The 14,604-nt window shown below is 49.9% G+C and carries 18 protein-coding genes; 1 reads left to right on the top strand and 17 read right to left on the bottom strand.

What is annotated here, in order from left to right; genetic code table 11:
• Nucleotides 1–4 precede the first annotated feature (4 nt).
• The 13 genes from NYE74_RS24190 to NYE74_RS24130 form a co-directional block, all read right to left on the bottom strand.
• On the bottom strand, nucleotides 5–1,666 hold the full coding sequence (locus NYE74_RS24190; RefSeq protein WP_316560458.1) for a hypothetical protein: 1,662 nt from the start codon (nucleotides 1,664–1,666) through the stop codon (nucleotides 5–7).
• 71 nt (nucleotides 1,667–1,737) lie between these two features.
• Nucleotides 1,738–2,313 (bottom strand): DUF6550 family protein, encoded by a 576-nt coding sequence (locus tag NYE74_RS24185; protein ID WP_316560459.1) that lies wholly within the window; start codon nucleotides 2,311–2,313, stop codon nucleotides 1,738–1,740.
• Between the two features lie 108 nt (nucleotides 2,314–2,421).
• A complete protein-coding gene (locus tag NYE74_RS24180; protein ID WP_316560460.1) occupies nucleotides 2,422–2,958 on the bottom strand; it encodes a hypothetical protein in 537 nt (178 codons plus the stop codon).
• Entirely contained in the window at nucleotides 2,955–3,350 is a 396-nt protein-coding gene (locus NYE74_RS24175; RefSeq protein WP_316560461.1) for a DUF4320 family protein, read from the bottom strand. Before NYE74_RS24175 ends, NYE74_RS24180 begins: the two co-directional genes overlap by 4 nt.
• A gap of 21 nt (nucleotides 3,351–3,371) precedes the next feature.
• Nucleotides 3,372–4,244, bottom strand: a complete 873-nt coding sequence (locus NYE74_RS24170) for a secretion protein F (RefSeq protein WP_316560462.1) — start codon at nucleotides 4,242–4,244, stop codon at nucleotides 3,372–3,374.
• A gap of 18 nt (nucleotides 4,245–4,262) precedes the next feature.
• On the bottom strand, nucleotides 4,263–5,015 hold the full coding sequence (locus NYE74_RS24165; RefSeq protein WP_316560463.1) for a JAB domain-containing protein: 753 nt from the start codon (nucleotides 5,013–5,015) through the stop codon (nucleotides 4,263–4,265).
• Nucleotides 5,016–5,030: 15 nt separating this feature from the next.
• Nucleotides 5,031–5,252, bottom strand: a complete 222-nt coding sequence (locus NYE74_RS24160; protein WP_316560464.1) for a hypothetical protein — start codon at nucleotides 5,250–5,252, stop codon at nucleotides 5,031–5,033.
• Nucleotides 5,253–5,263: 11 nt separating this feature from the next.
• Nucleotides 5,264–6,202 (bottom strand): hypothetical protein, encoded by a 939-nt coding sequence (locus NYE74_RS24155; protein WP_316560465.1) that lies wholly within the window; start codon nucleotides 6,200–6,202, stop codon nucleotides 5,264–5,266.
• Entirely contained in the window at nucleotides 6,199–7,542 is a 1,344-nt protein-coding gene (locus tag NYE74_RS24150; protein ID WP_316560466.1) for a CpaF/VirB11 family protein, read from the bottom strand. The genes NYE74_RS24155 and NYE74_RS24150 overlap by 4 nt, the downstream gene beginning before the upstream one ends.
• Entirely contained in the window at nucleotides 7,539–8,384 is an 846-nt protein-coding gene (locus NYE74_RS24145) for a hypothetical protein (protein ID WP_316560467.1), read from the bottom strand. The genes NYE74_RS24150 and NYE74_RS24145 overlap by 4 nt, the downstream gene beginning before the upstream one ends.
• A complete protein-coding gene (gene cpaB, locus NYE74_RS24140) occupies nucleotides 8,377–9,129 on the bottom strand; it encodes a Flp pilus assembly protein CpaB (RefSeq protein ID WP_316560468.1) in 753 nt (250 codons plus the stop codon). The genes NYE74_RS24145 and cpaB overlap by 8 nt, the downstream gene beginning before the upstream one ends.
• A gap of 24 nt (nucleotides 9,130–9,153) precedes the next feature.
• A complete protein-coding gene (locus tag NYE74_RS24135; RefSeq protein WP_341005324.1) occupies nucleotides 9,154–9,591 on the bottom strand; it encodes an A24 family peptidase in 438 nt (145 codons plus the stop codon).
• Nucleotides 9,588–9,923 carry a hypothetical protein gene (locus NYE74_RS24130; RefSeq protein WP_316560470.1) on the bottom strand — a complete coding sequence of 112 codons (336 nt, stop codon included), beginning with the start codon at nucleotides 9,921–9,923 and terminating at the stop codon, nucleotides 9,588–9,590. Before NYE74_RS24130 ends, NYE74_RS24135 begins: the two co-directional genes overlap by 4 nt.
• A gap of 183 nt (nucleotides 9,924–10,106) precedes the next feature.
• Between NYE74_RS24130 and NYE74_RS24125 the strand changes: the two genes are divergently transcribed.
• Nucleotides 10,107–11,372 carry a HipA domain-containing protein gene (locus NYE74_RS24125; RefSeq protein ID WP_316560471.1) on the top strand — a complete coding sequence of 422 codons (1,266 nt, stop codon included), beginning with the start codon at nucleotides 10,107–10,109 and terminating at the stop codon, nucleotides 11,370–11,372.
• Nucleotides 11,373–11,405: 33 nt separating this feature from the next.
• Here the strand turns inward: NYE74_RS24125 and NYE74_RS24120 are convergent, their stop codons facing one another.
• The 4 genes from NYE74_RS24120 to NYE74_RS24105 form a co-directional block, all read right to left on the bottom strand.
• A complete protein-coding gene (locus tag NYE74_RS24120; protein ID WP_316560472.1) occupies nucleotides 11,406–11,615 on the bottom strand; it encodes a mercury transporter in 210 nt (69 codons plus the stop codon).
• A 4-nt stretch (nucleotides 11,616–11,619) separates the two neighbouring features.
• Nucleotides 11,620–12,456 carry a conjugal transfer protein TrbL family protein gene (locus NYE74_RS24115; protein ID WP_316560473.1) on the bottom strand — a complete coding sequence of 279 codons (837 nt, stop codon included), beginning with the start codon at nucleotides 12,454–12,456 and terminating at the stop codon, nucleotides 11,620–11,622.
• Nucleotides 12,457–12,486: 30 nt separating this feature from the next.
• The gene (locus NYE74_RS24110) at nucleotides 12,487–12,615 is read right to left on the bottom strand and encodes a DUF6133 family protein (RefSeq protein WP_316560487.1); all 129 of its coding nucleotides are present in this window, start codon (nucleotides 12,613–12,615) and stop codon (nucleotides 12,487–12,489) included.
• A 113-nt stretch (nucleotides 12,616–12,728) separates the two neighbouring features.
• Nucleotides 12,729–14,555, bottom strand: coding sequence for a reverse transcriptase/maturase family protein (locus NYE74_RS24105; RefSeq protein WP_212978233.1), 1,827 nt, complete (start codon nucleotides 14,553–14,555; stop codon nucleotides 12,729–12,731).
• Nucleotides 14,556–14,604: the final 49 nt, after the last annotated feature.

Below are 14,604 nucleotides of genomic sequence, written 5' to 3'. Positions count from 1 at the left end.
TTCGCTATTTGTTTTTTTGTGGGGCGATATGCCAGTCGGAAAACAGGTTGCCGGAAATGGTTATCGGGGTTTGAAGTTGTAACGTAAGCATGCCGTCGGGCGTCCATGCATCCATTACCCGGGTGATTGGAGTGTACGATCCGTCCGGGTACCAAATAGGGGTGAAATGCACGCGGCTCTCATAAGTGGAAAAGTCATTGGGCTTCAGCCAGAAGCTGACGTTATATCCGCCCGTTTTCAGATCGTGCAGCCGCCAATACGACTGATATAGAAATTCGGGAAAGTAGGATACGGCAGTTTGCGCGCCAGTGATATGGCTGCCAGGTGCATTCGAAGATAAGATGGTGGACGTGCGGAGATCAATACCGTATCCGGATTTGAGGAAATTGGTTGTTGAGGGGGATTTGGAGTCGGGGAGAATGGATTGCGATGCAGACAGCGTGGCGAAATAATCTGTCCAATCGAATTCCCACCAGCCGTGACCTTCCCCATCCGAATGCCAATGTGCCGACCAGACGCCCCAAGAGGAAGATGTCTTCGTAGTGTAGGAGGGGACGGAGGGTTGGCGGAAGCTGTCATTTCGATCCGTAGCTTTGGGGTCGGGCGGTACATTTTGATTGAGATCGACAATGGAGGCGGTAATGGAGGTAGCATTCAAATTTCCGGTGGAGGAACTAACATGTATGGAAAGAGCCTGCGGTTTGCTAGGTGTACGCCACTTCATCCAAACAAGCTGACTTTCTCCTTCCGGAATGACGATATCGGTTACCTTATAGCTGCTTCCCAAGATGCGGAACGTCACGCTGGCCGGGGAATCGGGTGTGATCTGGTCTGAGGTCGAAAGCCATACGGAAGTAATGACGTCGGTGTTGGTTCTGTACTGGAAGTTTTTTTGGCTAGGCGGAGGCGTCACTGGCGCCTCATTAAACCGTACAATACCAAGCCCTAGGGAAGTGATGATCTGATGATTGCTGACGCGACCGCTGGAAGAGCCGTTCCACGCGGGATACCCAAGGTCAGGAGTTTCCAAAAACATCGCCAAAGGCAAGTTTTGATGCGTAAGGCTGACCATTTTAGAACGTAAACCGCCATTTAAGAGTTGGTCGTACAGAGCGGCTTCATGCGCGGTCATTCCCATAAAACCACCTTGGAACGTAAAATATGCAATGGGCTCCAAAAGAAGTTTGTAGTTTCCGTCCGTCAATGTGTTGTAATCGATTCCGGTATCATTGGCGACCATTTTAACGGCGCCTTCTGAACAAAAGTACCTTTTGATAACCTCAATGTCGGTAACTGAATCGCCGGAGCTGATGATTTTGGGGAGGGGAACAGCAGGCTGTTTGTACTTGTAGCTATCATTGTAGGGGGTTAATCGGCCATGGTTTTGGTATTGTATCTTACTGACCTTCCCGAAGTGAAATAAATTATTAGGTAATGTCTTGTTCGTATAGTCGATTGGGTTAGAGACTACGGCTTTATCACTTGAGCGGATGACGGTGATTCGTACCCCATCATAACCAGAAGTCCATTTATTTTGAGATGTCCCTGAACCCATTCCACCTCCGCCGTTATCGATATTTCCATCACCGTCCGCCAAAACCCAATTTGCACTAAAGGAAACGGTGATTATAGAAATGATGAGAAGGATGAGTGTCCGCTTCAACACAGTCACCTCCAAAAAATCAAAGGAGCACAGGTTTTCACCTGTACTCCCTGAAGTATTATTATAGATTTCGACTAGTCCATGGTCCCCACTTGCTTATCCCAATCCCCGTCCGATTCGCTCTTACTACCCTGATTAGGCTCTCCTTTTTCAACCCATCCAAATCCGGGGAAATACACCTTTCCGCTGCTATTTTGCTCGCCCGCCTTAGGCTCTTCCTTCGGTTTGCTCGGCTTCGGTTCCTGTTCATCATTTTTCGAAGGAGAGACCGGGGATTGCGGCTTGTCTGTCGTTTGTGGCTTGGATTTGGGTGGTTTTGTCGGTTTTGGCGTAGACTCTGGTTCGGTAATCGGAACTTCAATGTGCTGAGGGCCCTTTTCCGGCTGTAGGATAGGTGATTCAGTAATTGTTGGTTCCTGTTCCGGTTTTACGTCTGACACTTTAGGTGAAGAACTTGGTTGCTCAGTTTCGGGAGAATTCGATGTTGAATCTTCCGGTATAACAATGGGATTGGGAATAGAAGGGGAAGGAGTTGCATTTGTTAAGGGTTCAGTTTGAACTGGTTTATCCGACGAGAGGCTAAGAACCCATATTCCGATGGCCCCGAGCACCACAATACCGCCTGTCAGTATCCAAGCTTTTCGCTTCATACGGATTCATCTCCTTTTACGTAAGAGGATCGAGAAAAGGAATGATTTCACTTTTATTATACTGTATAAATCTGTAAATTCCAACTCGAACCGTAATATGATTTGTCGTTAAAATCGTGGTCTGTATACGGCTTGCACTTTCAAATCAGCTTGCATGGGGGGCAGGTGGCCCCAACCAAAAGAGAGCGGAACCTTCAAATGTATCTTCGCCTCGGCGGTGAATTGGCGGGCCGAGCCTGGCGATGCCGGGGCAAAAGGTGAATTGAGAATCTTGACATCAAGTCCGGAAATGCTGTATTCGATTCGGTCTGAGGACTTTCGAACGTACGCAGTCCCCTCTTGCACAAGCCCCAGATCGCGACGAATTCGGCCATTAATATCGCCGGCCGACCATAGTTCCCGCCACTCGTTCCCGGACCGGCTAAAAGCACCAGAGTAACTTTGACGCAAACTACTGTAAACATGGCTGTAGTTTTCCGTCGCGACAGCAATAATGGCGCTTTGAGTGGTGTCTCGTACCTGTGCGGCGATGATAGTTAACCGAAAATATTCAAAAATACCGCAGGAGAGAAGCATGATGAATAATACGACGGTCACCGCAAACGGGTATCCGCTGCCGGATCGGTTGTTCCAAAAAAGGTTCATTTCCAGTATACCTCGGACTTTCCGGTTGCGGTGGCCGACAGTTCGATGGGGAACGAACCGAAATTCCCAAACAACCCAATGTTAACGTTCGTTCGAAGGATGACCGTCACTTCCTCGTTAATCTGAATCCTTCCGGTTTTGCTCCATTCGATGGCAGGATGTAATCCGGTTTGTTCTTGCAGTTCTTTTATCCGCTGCGACGTTTCCGGTCCGATTCTGCCAGTGGTTTCTGCTTCGCGCGCCAGTTCATCGGCGAACGTGTTAAGCTGCTGTTGTGTTATAAATACCGGGAACACTTTGATCGCAAGGGCGATACACAGCAGCGCAACGAGTACGATAACAACCACATCGACATACCCTTCTCCACGGCGGGAGGCGATCACTCGCTTCATAGAAAGCCTCCTTTCTAACTACTAAAACAGCTTGCCGAGCGCTCTGAATATTTCCATGCCGATAATGACCATGTATGTTAGCATGAAACAAGCCAGCATCAGAAACGAAAATTTTCGGATTTTACCGGGGCGCTTCATCGCGATGCGTTTCAACCGCTGAATTTCCAACAGCTTGAAATCATGCGCCAGCATTTCGAAATAGACGACGCCTTGGTCGCCGCGCAGGACGGCAAGCAGGCCACGTACCACATCGGACAGCATCGTGCTGCCGATTCGGGTTTCCAGCCGCATCAGCGCCGTTTCTAAATTGCCGCTTTTCATATCCGCAATCGTCATTTGCAATTCATGGTTCAAGCTTTCCCCGGCATTGCTGGCGTAGACTTCCAGTATGCGTAAGACGTCCCGTGAAGCTTTCAGTTCTTGGGAAATGGTTGCGACAAAACGCGGCAGTTCCGCCTCGATTTGTTCCCTTTTTTTTCTTACCGCCTCATCTGCGGAGCGAATGTCTTTAAAAAAGAGAGCGATTGCCAGAAAGATCAATAGCGGTGAGAGGAGCGGGAGTAATGGGAGCAATGCGATACCGGCGCAAAAAATGAGTCCTGCCTTAATTACTGCTTGCGCGACAAATACTTCAGGAGTGAGACGAATGCCTGCGGAACGAAGCGTAGCTTCCATTTTGCGCCTGTAGTAATCTGTCAGTGGCAAACGTTCGGCCAGCCATGCCGAAAGACGAAAGAGCAATACCTCCAAGCCTGACGTATTGGTTTTTCCTAGCTTGGCTGCCTGCAAAATAGCTTTCGTATTGGCCCGGGTTGAGATATGAAAAAGGTCGGCCAACAGCAAATAAGCTCCGGCTGCAAAACACATTCCAAAGCTAAAGAGAAGACCGGTCATGTTCGGGTAACACCTCCTTTACCGTTCCCATTCCTCTTCAAGAGGGGCTTGATTGGCGCACCAGGGTTTCAAAGTTTCATTGTAGGAGGGCCATTCTGCCTGTTCCATGACATTCGTGGTAATGGCTTCATAATTTGCAACTCTCTCAGCGATTTTCGGCAATTTCCCCAGTTCGGCTAGAGAAACGTAGCCGGTATTCCCGATAATGATATGGTCAAGAATATCGATATGCAGTGGCGCAAAGATGTCGACCAAACGTTTTGTTAGTAGGATATCTTCGGTAGTGGGCCTCATCGTACCGCCGGGATGATTGTGAGCCAAAATCATCGAAGCACAGTCGCAGTTGAGCGCTGCTTTCAAAACAAAACGCGGATAAATAGGAGCCTGGTCGATGCTGCCCTCGGCAAGCGTGCGCGTTTCAATGATGTGATTGCCGTTGTCCAAAAAGGCAACCATAAATCGCTCCCGATCCCGGACACCTTCCAGCAGCGCGTTAAAGTAACTTCCCGCGTCATGTGGGGAACGTATGACTTGCTTGACGTGTTCCTCTTCCCATTTCAGGATTCGATAGGCCCGCAGAAAGGCATTGAGCTGATCGAGTTTTTTTAACTGCAAGGCGGTAGGTTCCAAGGCAAGGGGGCGTTCCAGCACGTTCATCAGATTGTTTGAAGAACCGTATCGTTCCAGTTTGCGAAGTGGGATTTGGGTTAGTTTATGAACAGATTGAATAAAGTCTAGGGTGTATTTCCCCATGGAGGCGAGGTCGTCCATGCCTGTGTCCTCCTTTCAGCGTGCGGACGGGGCATCTGGTCCGGAAAAGTGACGGATCATGACTTGCACCGCCTGCAGCTTCTCTATACTCGCGGCGGAGAAAGACGACCATTCTTGGAGCTGCCGAAAAAAATCGTCCAGTCCGTACAGCCGAATGAGCTTTTCCAGACTATCGAATTCCTTGGCATCAGCATCAATCAATGTACCCATTATAACGGCAATTTCATTGTCGTTCATGGTCTTCCTCCTTATCGTTTGTACTCTAACGGGCGCGTCAGTCGTATGGCCGCAGCCAACGAGATCAGCAGAGTCAAGACGCATAGCGCCAGCACAATTTGACCGGGGAGCGTGTGCATTAACGCGCTGTACCAGTCCCGGTTCAGGAAATAAAGCAGCGGAATATTGCCGATAAGCAATAGCGCCATAGTCAGAAACTCTTTAAGCGGTTCGTACAGCGCCACGTCCAATTCAGCGGATACAACGCGCATATCCGACAGCTTGGTCACGATCGGCATCAGCGTTGTTTTTAATGTCCGGTCCTCTTGGCATGCCATAAGTGCATCACACCACTCCTGGAACACGCCATTGTCAATTCGCCGGCGCAGCTGCGTGAGCGCCAAACGAAGATTGGTATGGATCAGTTTGGATTCTGCCAGAAATGCTTGAAACACATCGGAAACAGGCGGATGCAAGTAAGGCAGATTTTCTTCTACGGCAGATATAATGTTCTCGCTCCGCAGATAAGAAGTCGTTACGACGGATAACGCCGTTTCGAGTTCGGCGTGAAGCCGCTTTTTATAGAATGTGGCAGCAAACAATACGATCCAGAAAGGCAACATAGCAAAGCCGCCTGTGAGTACAGGCAGCAGCCAGACATTGCTGAGCAGCAGCGCCAACATTGCGCCGCCAACAGCGAGCGAAAGTGAGAGGACAAACAGCCATCCGATCCGCTCCCCGTGGCCGGTTTGCTGCATGATGGCTCTAGCCTCGGCAACGGTTGCCTGCCAACCTTTTAGCTTTTTTGGCTTTTGCACCATGCGGATATGTCGGCCGATTGGCAGTTTGCGGGTTTGCCGGTGCTGCATTCGGTCGGCAAGCTCCTGAAATAACAGCCGGGGGGACAAGCGGAGCAGGAGCAGGATGCCAGCGGACAACCCGATAAAGGAGAGCAGCAGCAAGAACGTCAAAGCTCTTCACCTCTTTCTAGTAATTGCTCAAGAACGGGCAGCGGCAAGCCGTTTTCCACTAAGCGCTTTTGCAGTCCGGATGAGATATCGTTTACCTTTTCAAAATCTCCTTCAATGCGAATTTGCCCGGCATTTTGCTTGGTGGAGCGGACAGCGTAGCGATATAACGGTACGATTTCCCGGGTTCCATCCGGCAAAATACGGCATTCGGTGATTTCCATAATGCGGCGGACGTTATCTTCCAGCTTTTTTACGAATAGGACAATCGGAAATGCTTCGGTCACCAGGTTATACAGCGTTTTGTCGTTCATTTCGTATTTTTGCGTACATAGCGTTACCATCCGATAATACGTGGCCGGGCAAGAATTGGCGTGAGTTGTGGTTATCACCGTATGGCCGGTCCGGGCAGCTTCCTGGGCGGCGAAAGCTTCGGCGGATTTCATTTCCCCGACGCAAATGACGTCGGGGTTGGCTGTCAAGGCAAATTCCAGCAGCTTCTCCTGATCGATATTTTGACGGGGGTCTTCGCTGGAACGGGTGACCGTATGCACCACATTGTTCAATACACGTCCATCATCGTCGGTAATAACGAGGTCAAACTCCCGGGTGCCATTTTCGATTGTAAAGATACGCTTGTCATATGGAATCGTGGATAGCAGCCAGCTCATCAGTGTCGTTTTACCGCTGCCGGTCGCTCCGGTGACACAGATGGATAAGCCGTATCGCAAGCAAAGACTCAAGAAATCCAGCATATCGCCGGTTGCCGTGCCGCCGCGGATAAAATCCTCTCGCACAAGCTTCTGCGGATTGACAATCCGAATGGAGGCGGAAATGCCTTTGTCTTTGTCCGTAACCGGCGCACCGAACACGGTAATGCGGATATTGTTGGCCAGGTGTCCGCGAACGATAGGTTGCGAGTAGTCGAGAATCATGTCGGACTGATGCAGCAAACGCCGGATGACGTTGAGCGCATGTTCCGGGGAAGAAAATTGCTCGTCGGCAGGTAATATACGACCATCCGTGTAGCTGATTTTCACATCGTTATAACTGTTGATATTAATTTCCTCGACTTCCCGTGAAAACAGATACCGGGTCAAGAAAGAATACTCTACCATCTCTGCGTACAATCGATCGGCCAATTCATCAAAAGAAAATCCCGGTACATGCAGGCGATGGTCGATCAGGTACTGGTTGATATAGGCGATTAGCTGCTGCTTTTGTTCAGCCGGATGACGGCTGAGCAACGTCGCATATTTACCCGAAAGATAGACTTGCACTTCTTTCAATACGTCGTCAAACGGTTTGGATTGGCTGGAAAAGTAAAGGGCGGCTTGATTCACTTTCTTTCACCTCGCCGTCTCAAAAGCAGTTTCTTGAAACCCTGAACAATAGCCGCGCCATTCAGTGCGGGGGACGCTTTGGGCCGAATTGGTGAAAGTTCTTCGGGTACAATGAGCTGCATCATTTGAGCAATGCCTTGTTGGTAGGCAGCCGTTTCCTTGCTGGCCGGCAGTGCTTCCAGCAAACGGGCTTCGAGTGCTTGCTGCTCCAAGGTATGGAGATGCGGAAGCTCAATCCGAATACCGCCGACAACCTGACTGTACGCACGGCTGTCCTGTCCGGGCCGAAGGTTGGATAGAACCGAAACAGAGGGGGCCTGCTGAAAGCGGGCATCGGACAACAGAGGCAAATTGGAAGCGTAGAACATCATGCTTTTCAAGTCACAAGTATGGAAGCGGAATACGTTATCGGCCAATTCCAGCGCTACGGTGGAAAGCAAGCTTGAGGATACGTAGCTGGTGCAATCCACCAGAACGACATCGGCGATATGCCTTGCCAAGGTCAGAAAGTCCACGGCCCGCTCCCGATCGTAGTTGGCATACGAAAAGGCATGATCTCCCTTGCTGTAGCTGAGAAGGCCCAGCCTAGGCGAGCTTTTGATCGAGAGCGAAAAACGAAGCAGATCATCCTGGGCAAGCGCTGGTAAGCTGAGCAGTTCTCCGAGAGATTGTTGTTTGTTCGCGATTTGCGGAACCAAAAACGGAATGGAGGGACAAAGCGGATCGCTAAAGATCGTGAGTACGTTTTTGTTTTTAGCGCCGAGAGTTTGGGCCAGTTTGAGCGTAGTAATCGTTTTTCCGCTGGCTGGACTGCCCCAGATGGCGATGAGTTTGTTACTCATGGGCAAGGTCCTCCGTGTTTACTTGTTTGGACGTAAAATATTCATCCTGTTTGTCGATAAACATCTGTGCGGTTTTTGCATCTCCACGATAAACGAGTGCTGCATGCAGTTTGCCTTTGTTTTCGATGTCGGTCAGAAGCACCGCTTGCTCCGGTAGTACGAGAAGAGTAATTGTGGAAGGCAGTTCCCTGTCATCCTCGGGAGTTTCCCCGCTGTTTCCGGTCTGCGCGTCGAGACCGCTGCTGGTCGTTACCGACAACACCTCCACATATTTCAGTTCCGGGGGCAGGGTTGTCGTGCGGAGATCGCCGTAGTCGGCGGCTATCAAACTGATAATGTCGCCGGGCATCAGCTTGCCCGATAGCCCTGCCGCAAGACTTTTGATCGTGACGGACAAAGCTTGTTTTTGTCCGTCCAGTCGAGTCAGGTAAGCGTCAAGCGGAACAGCCGATAGCTTGGACGGCAGCAAGTAGTCCCCCTTTTTGAGGTCCGTCGCAGCATACTTTCCGACCACATCGTCGACGGATTTCAGTACCTCTTGAGGCAGATGGAAAGCCCCCACTTCAACGGTTTCCACCTGTTTGGATTTGATCGGTGTTCCTTTGTCTACGTCTTCGATAACCCGCACAATGGCGACCGTTTTGTTGGCACTTTGATTAAGCAGCGGGGCAATGCCGAGGCAAAGTATCAGGGAGAGGATAATGCAGCATGCTCCAAGGATGGAGCGATTTTTGAACCAATTCATTGACCGTCGAATCCTCCTCGTTTTTCAACAAAAATGGAGCAGCCAAAACGCCGCAAAACCGCCGGCCGAAAGAAAAGGGGCCAGCGGCAAGGGAGTTTTTGCGGCTTTTGCTTTGCCGCCGCAAATAGCAAGTCCGGCTGCAAAGAAGAGTACAAGTGACAAACCTAAGATGCTTTGCATTAAGGCACCGATAGGTCCCAGCACAAAGCCGGAAGCCGCCATAAGCTTGATATCGCCGCCGCCGATCTTCCCGTTGGTGATGATAGCCGCAAGCAAAAAGGGAAGGCCGGCAACAACAAGCCCGGAAACGGCTGAGATCAGGGAAACTTGCAGCATGCCAGTGCCGAAGATCGCGAGCGGCAACCTATTGGGGATTTCACGGGTTCGGATGTCATGGTAGCTGGCCGCTAGAAGCAGGGTACCGAACAACAAACCTTTGGCAATCAGAAGGGTAAGCATCATGATTTGCACTCCGTCAGCGGCCATTCGTCCAAGCGGCGATAAGGATACGTTTTCTGACTTTTGATAAAGCGAATCATAAATGTGATCTGATCGAGCACAGACAGATTGTGCCGGTCTTTAGTCGTCATCATCACCGAAGCGGATACCCCGATCAGAAAAACGACGACGGCCATCGGCACACCGCCCCACACGAGCCATAACACGATGGCTGTGAGTGCGGCAGCAAGCGATCCAATGACCGTTTGACCAAGCTGACGTTGACCGAAGCCAGGAAACCATTCCGCTTCCGGTTTCACGCCGAGAGGAATATACAAGGATTGATCCTGTTCCATGGAATACGGAACCTCCTTTTTGTGACGATGAGACTGGTTTTATTAAGCAAAGGAAGGTCGGACAAAAATGAAGCAAAAAAAAGGAATTTGAGCTATGATAGAAGTAATCGTGCAACTGCTTGTACATGAATTGATTCATGCACGGCAGGTTCGTACAAGATGAGGGGAAGAGGAGTGGTGATAATGACGGATGCATGGAACAAAAAATATGTGTTAAAACACAAAAACGTTCCGGTTGCGGAGATCGAGCTTGACGAAGCGACCAGCGCCATTTCCGCTATCGGCGATGTATATGACGAACGCCACGTTCCCATCGGAATACCGGTTAAAAAAGGACGCATTGATCGTTCAGCGCTCAATGAATGGTGGCGGGGCCGCGCCATTCCCGCTAGCCGGGACGGCATTAAGGAAGCGCTGATCGAGTTGAAGCTGGCTACTACCCAAAAATTGCTGGATAAAAGTTTGGGCCTCAGCTTGTCCGACCAATATTGGATTTGCCCCTCTGATTCAGATGTCGATTGGTCGCGAGTCAATTTTTTTGACAACGCTTTTTCTGAAGATGTCGGAAATGTGTTGCTCGGCAGAGGCATACATGGTGAAAGTTTAAGCTTGATGTCACCGGATAACACTTCGGATGGCTGGTTAAAAAAGAAATGGACGATCTTGGATGGGAAACGTTGCCTTATCAAGGGCGGAAGCGGCGCTATTCAGCAGGAACCTTATAATGAAGTGCTGGCCAGCCGGCTAATGCAGAGACTGGGCATTCCCCATGTTACTTACTCGCTTCTTGTACAGGACAATTATCCATTTAGCGTCTGCGAAAATTTCATCACGCCGCAGACGGAACTGGTGACGGCCTGGTATGTGATGCAGACCCGGCAAAAAGCGAATCACATTTCGGTTTATCAACATTATGTGAATTGCTGCGAGGCATTAGGCATTCCGGGCATCGTCGATGCGCTTGATCGGATGATGGTCGTGGATTATCTTATTGCCAATGAGGACAGGCACCAAAATAACTTCGGTGTCATTCGGAATGTGGAAACGCTGGAATGGATCGGGGCCGCTCCGATTTACGACAGCGGGTCTTCTCTCTGGTTTACCAAGCCGCCGGCGCTCATTTCGCCAACGGTTAAACTGACCTGCAAGCCCTTCAAAAATGACCATAACGAGCAAATCAAACTAGTTACATCTTTTGATTGGCTGGATTTGTCCCAACTTCATGGGCTGGATGAAGAGTTTAGGGAGATCCTGAAGGGTTCGCTGTTTATTGACGATGCTCGATGCGATGCTCTTTGCTCCGCCTTGCAAAAGCGGGTAGACATGCTTGCCGAAATTGTGCATTCCCGCACGACCCGCTATTGGGTGGATGATCGAAGCGCCGATGTCCTGGAGAATACAGCTTATAGCGGCGAGCTATCCGATGACGATTGGGAACCTGAACAATGATGAGAAAGCGCCTGCGTCATCGTCCTTTTCCCTTTACCGGTAATAATAGAGAATCAACTCCTTGATTTGCCAAATGCTTTCTGTAAGCACATAAAACAGCGCCACGTTACGGGCGCGTTTTTTATAGCGAGCAGCCTCTTCATCGGCTCCGGCTAATCGCACCATGCAATAAATAAAGCGGGCCGAGCAACCCAGGCGAATCAGGACAATGAGCGCTTGTGCCAATTCTTCCAAAGTGACCATAGGATCACCCGGCTTTCATCATCTTGCGAGCCATGCCAACCAGTTTGACGCTGTGGTATACATTGTTCACAATGCCGCCTCCGCCGCCTGTAGTGATCAAGAAATCCGAAAGGAAACGCGGCGTGCGAATAGCCAGCACCATACAGGCCATGCCCCAGAATACGTGGTTTTGCAGCATCAGCCCGACGCCTAGCTTGGCCAAGGCGATCTGAATAACGACCGCCAGCATGGACTGCATGAATTTTTGGGCATAAGCACGAAAGACGCCTCGGTCATTGTCTAGCAATCCGGCGCAAGCAAGCGGAATCCCGACACGCAAGATGAACATTTCCAGTCCCCGCATCAGGAATTGAAAATAGAGAATGAAGAAGCAGATGACAAAAATGAGCCCAAAAATCGCGGTTACAAGCCCCGCCGAACTGATGGCCTCTACCCAGACTTGCCAGTCATAACTGGTCGATTGCCCAATCGCGTTAAGCAGCAAATCGGTCAGTTCTTCCACAATTTGAGCAAGCCAAGAGTAAATGGTGGGAAAACAAACGGCAACCGCCATCGCCCGGAAAAAGTTGGTTAGCAAAAATAGCGGTTCTTCGTCAGGGTCGCCGTCCGTCCACAGTACATAGATTTCAAATCCTTTCTTTAAAAACTTGAGAATCATTAGAGCGATGCCAAACGAGAACAAAATGTCGTACAAGCTTTCGGCGAGGTCCACGCCGGTTGATAGCGACATGAACTGTTCCGCGTATAAGGAAATCGGCATAATGTCTTTTAGCAATGTGTCCATGTAAATTAGGGCACCGTTCAAAATCGCGACGATGAGCAGTAGCAGGATTTTCTCCATCGCCTTCTCCTTTTCACGAGGTTGCTTCGATCACCGTAAGGATCCCCCGTAATCGAACATAGCTTTAATTCGCTCCGATAACGTAGGCAGAATCGTGTCTTCAAACAAAAGGTACAGCCCCGCCAGCACCAGCGCCCCGATGACAACACCCATCAAAATTTTGAGTAGGGTAAGCGCCCAACGCCTTGCCGTTTTACGAGCGGCAGGTCTTCAAACACTCCCCTCCGAACCGGACGTACACCTCTCAGCGTATCCGGCTCTCCATCTGTCTATCAGTCTAGCTTTCCAGCATGCAGACGATCATGACATGGACCGCACAAGGCCAATGTCTTGCGTCTTCGGGAGATCATCAGCCGCTCCCAACGTTTTTTGCCCTTCAAGTCTTTTAACTTGCGGACATGGTGAATTTCCAGACAGACATTTTCCGTCTCACACCATTCGCAGCGGCTGGCTTTTAGCCGCGTAATCAGACTTGTCGGATTACTGTTGCGAAACACTTTGGGAACCATGTCCACATCGGCGTTGGCTGTTCCTGTTTGATCCTTCTTGAAGCCACCATCGTAAAAATACAAGGTCTTTTTGCCTGCTTTCGTGCGGTATTTTACGCCAAAGCGTTTATATCCGTACTTCTTCCGCACTTGGCTGATACGAAGCTTGTATTTGGCCCCAAAGGTTTTGAACATGCTGAACTTCATCACATAATTGAAGTGACCGAGGACACTTACGTTATCCGCGATGCGGTAATAATTGTACATGCCCCGGATTTCAGCATTGTATTGGTTCAGGATCTCCAGGTCGTCATTGCTGATGAGGTACGTGCGATGAGTCGGGCGGAATACTTCTTGACCGCTGTGAACGCTGATTTCCAGAGCTTTGTATTCGATGAGCTTGTTCTGCCACTTTTCACGGGGGACGAACAATTTAACCTTGCCATTACGGGTGCGCCGGGTATACCCATTTTTGTCTTTTCGCAGGCTTTCATTGTCCGCAACAAAAATGTCGTACCCGAGAAAACGCGCTTTGTCATGGGCATGGGTAATCAGGGTCTTCTCCTCCGATAGCTCCAGTTTGAGCGTGTCGGCCAGAAATGCCTTGATGTTCGTCTTGATTTCCTCCGCATCCGCCTTGCTGCCGATGACACCGCACAGCCAATCATCTGCATACCGGATGTAGAAAAGACGCCTGTAGCTACTGTCTTGCGGGTCAGAGTAGGCGGTTTGGTGCATGGCGCTGCGAATCCCTTTGATTGTTTTCACCGCTTGCTGCTTTTCTGCTGCATCAAGCTTTTCCCAGTTGGAAGAGGAACACTTATTATAGCGCATGTATTTCAGCTTTTGTTCCAGATGGGCATAAGCCTCACTTTTGGTTCGCTTTTGGCCGCTGTTGAACTGCCTCATCAACCGCTCCATGTAGCCATCCAGTTCGTTCAAATAGATGTTCGATAGAATCGGACTGACAATAGAGCCTTGCGGCGTCCCGGAATATGTGGCATGAAGGGTCCAATCCTCGACATAACCCGCTTTAAGGAATTTCCAGATGAGTGCGATAAAGTATTCATCCCGAATTCGTTTGCGCAGAAGTTGGATCAATACAGTATGGTCAATATTGTCGAAGAATCCTTTAATGTCTCCCTCAATAAACCACTTGGTTCCGGTAAAATGGGCTTGCAGTTGCAGCAGAGCAGTATGGCAGCTTCGCTTTGGACGGAATCCGTGAGATAGATTTGAAAAGGTCGGCTCATAAATACTCTCCAGTATCAGGCGGACCACTTCCTGCACCAGCTTGTCCTCGAAGGAGGGGATACCCAGCGGGCGTTTCTTGCCGTTCTTTTTGTTGATGTAAGTACGCCGCGCCGGATGAGGCTGATAGCTGTGGTCTTTCAAACGGGCAATCAGTGTTTCGATTCTCGCTACGCCCATACCGTCGATGGTTTGACCATCGGTTCCTGCCGTCATATTGCCTTCGCTGGCGTAGATATTTTGATAAGCCAGCAGAAAGAACTCTACGTTGTACAGGTTGCGGTACAGACGTTCGTAGCGATAGCCTTCCTTGCATGCTTGGTTAGATAGACTGTTTAATACTTCAACTGGATTTCGCAATGCCTCTCGCATCCTTCCATTCTTTGTATTAAGAGACAGACTGCTTCCC

Source organism: Paenibacillus sp. FSL P4-0127, from assembly GCF_038007325.1.
Classification (GTDB): domain Bacteria; phylum Bacillota; class Bacilli; order Paenibacillales; family Paenibacillaceae; genus Fontibacillus; species Fontibacillus macerans.
This window is presented reverse-complemented; position numbering and strand designations above follow the sequence as displayed.

Coding starts and splice junctions, on each gene's coding strand:
- NYE74_RS24185 (WP_316560459.1), bottom strand. CDS start 2,313: ATGAAGCGAAAAGCTTGGATACTGACAGGCGGTATTGTGGTGCTCGGG.
- NYE74_RS24180 (WP_316560460.1), bottom strand. CDS start 2,958: ATGAACCTTTTTTGGAACAACCGATCCGGCAGCGGATACCCGTTTGCG.
- NYE74_RS24175 (WP_316560461.1), bottom strand. CDS start 3,350: ATGAAGCGAGTGATCGCCTCCCGCCGTGGAGAAGGGTATGTCGATGTG.
- NYE74_RS24170 (WP_316560462.1), bottom strand. CDS start 4,244: ATGACCGGTCTTCTCTTTAGCTTTGGAATGTGTTTTGCAGCCGGAGCT.
- NYE74_RS24165 (WP_316560463.1), bottom strand. CDS start 5,015: ATGGACGACCTCGCCTCCATGGGGAAATACACCCTAGACTTTATTCAA.
- NYE74_RS24160 (WP_316560464.1), bottom strand. CDS start 5,252: ATGAACGACAATGAAATTGCCGTTATAATGGGTACATTGATTGATGCT.
- NYE74_RS24145 (WP_316560467.1), bottom strand. CDS start 8,384: ATGAGTAACAAACTCATCGCCATCTGGGGCAGTCCAGCCAGCGGAAAA.
- cpaB (WP_316560468.1), bottom strand. CDS start 9,129: ATGAATTGGTTCAAAAATCGCTCCATCCTTGGAGCATGCTGCATTATC.
- NYE74_RS24135 (WP_341005324.1), bottom strand. CDS start 9,591: ATGATGCTTACCCTTCTGATTGCCAAAGGTTTGTTGTTCGGTACCCTG.
- NYE74_RS24130 (WP_316560470.1), bottom strand. CDS start 9,923: ATGGAACAGGATCAATCCTTGTATATTCCTCTCGGCGTGAAACCGGAA.
- NYE74_RS24125 (WP_316560471.1), top strand. CDS start 10,107: ATGACGGATGCATGGAACAAAAAATATGTGTTAAAACACAAAAACGTT.
- NYE74_RS24120 (WP_316560472.1), bottom strand. CDS start 11,615: ATGGTCACTTTGGAAGAATTGGCACAAGCGCTCATTGTCCTGATTCGC.
- NYE74_RS24115 (WP_316560473.1), bottom strand. CDS start 12,456: ATGGAGAAAATCCTGCTACTGCTCATCGTCGCGATTTTGAACGGTGCC.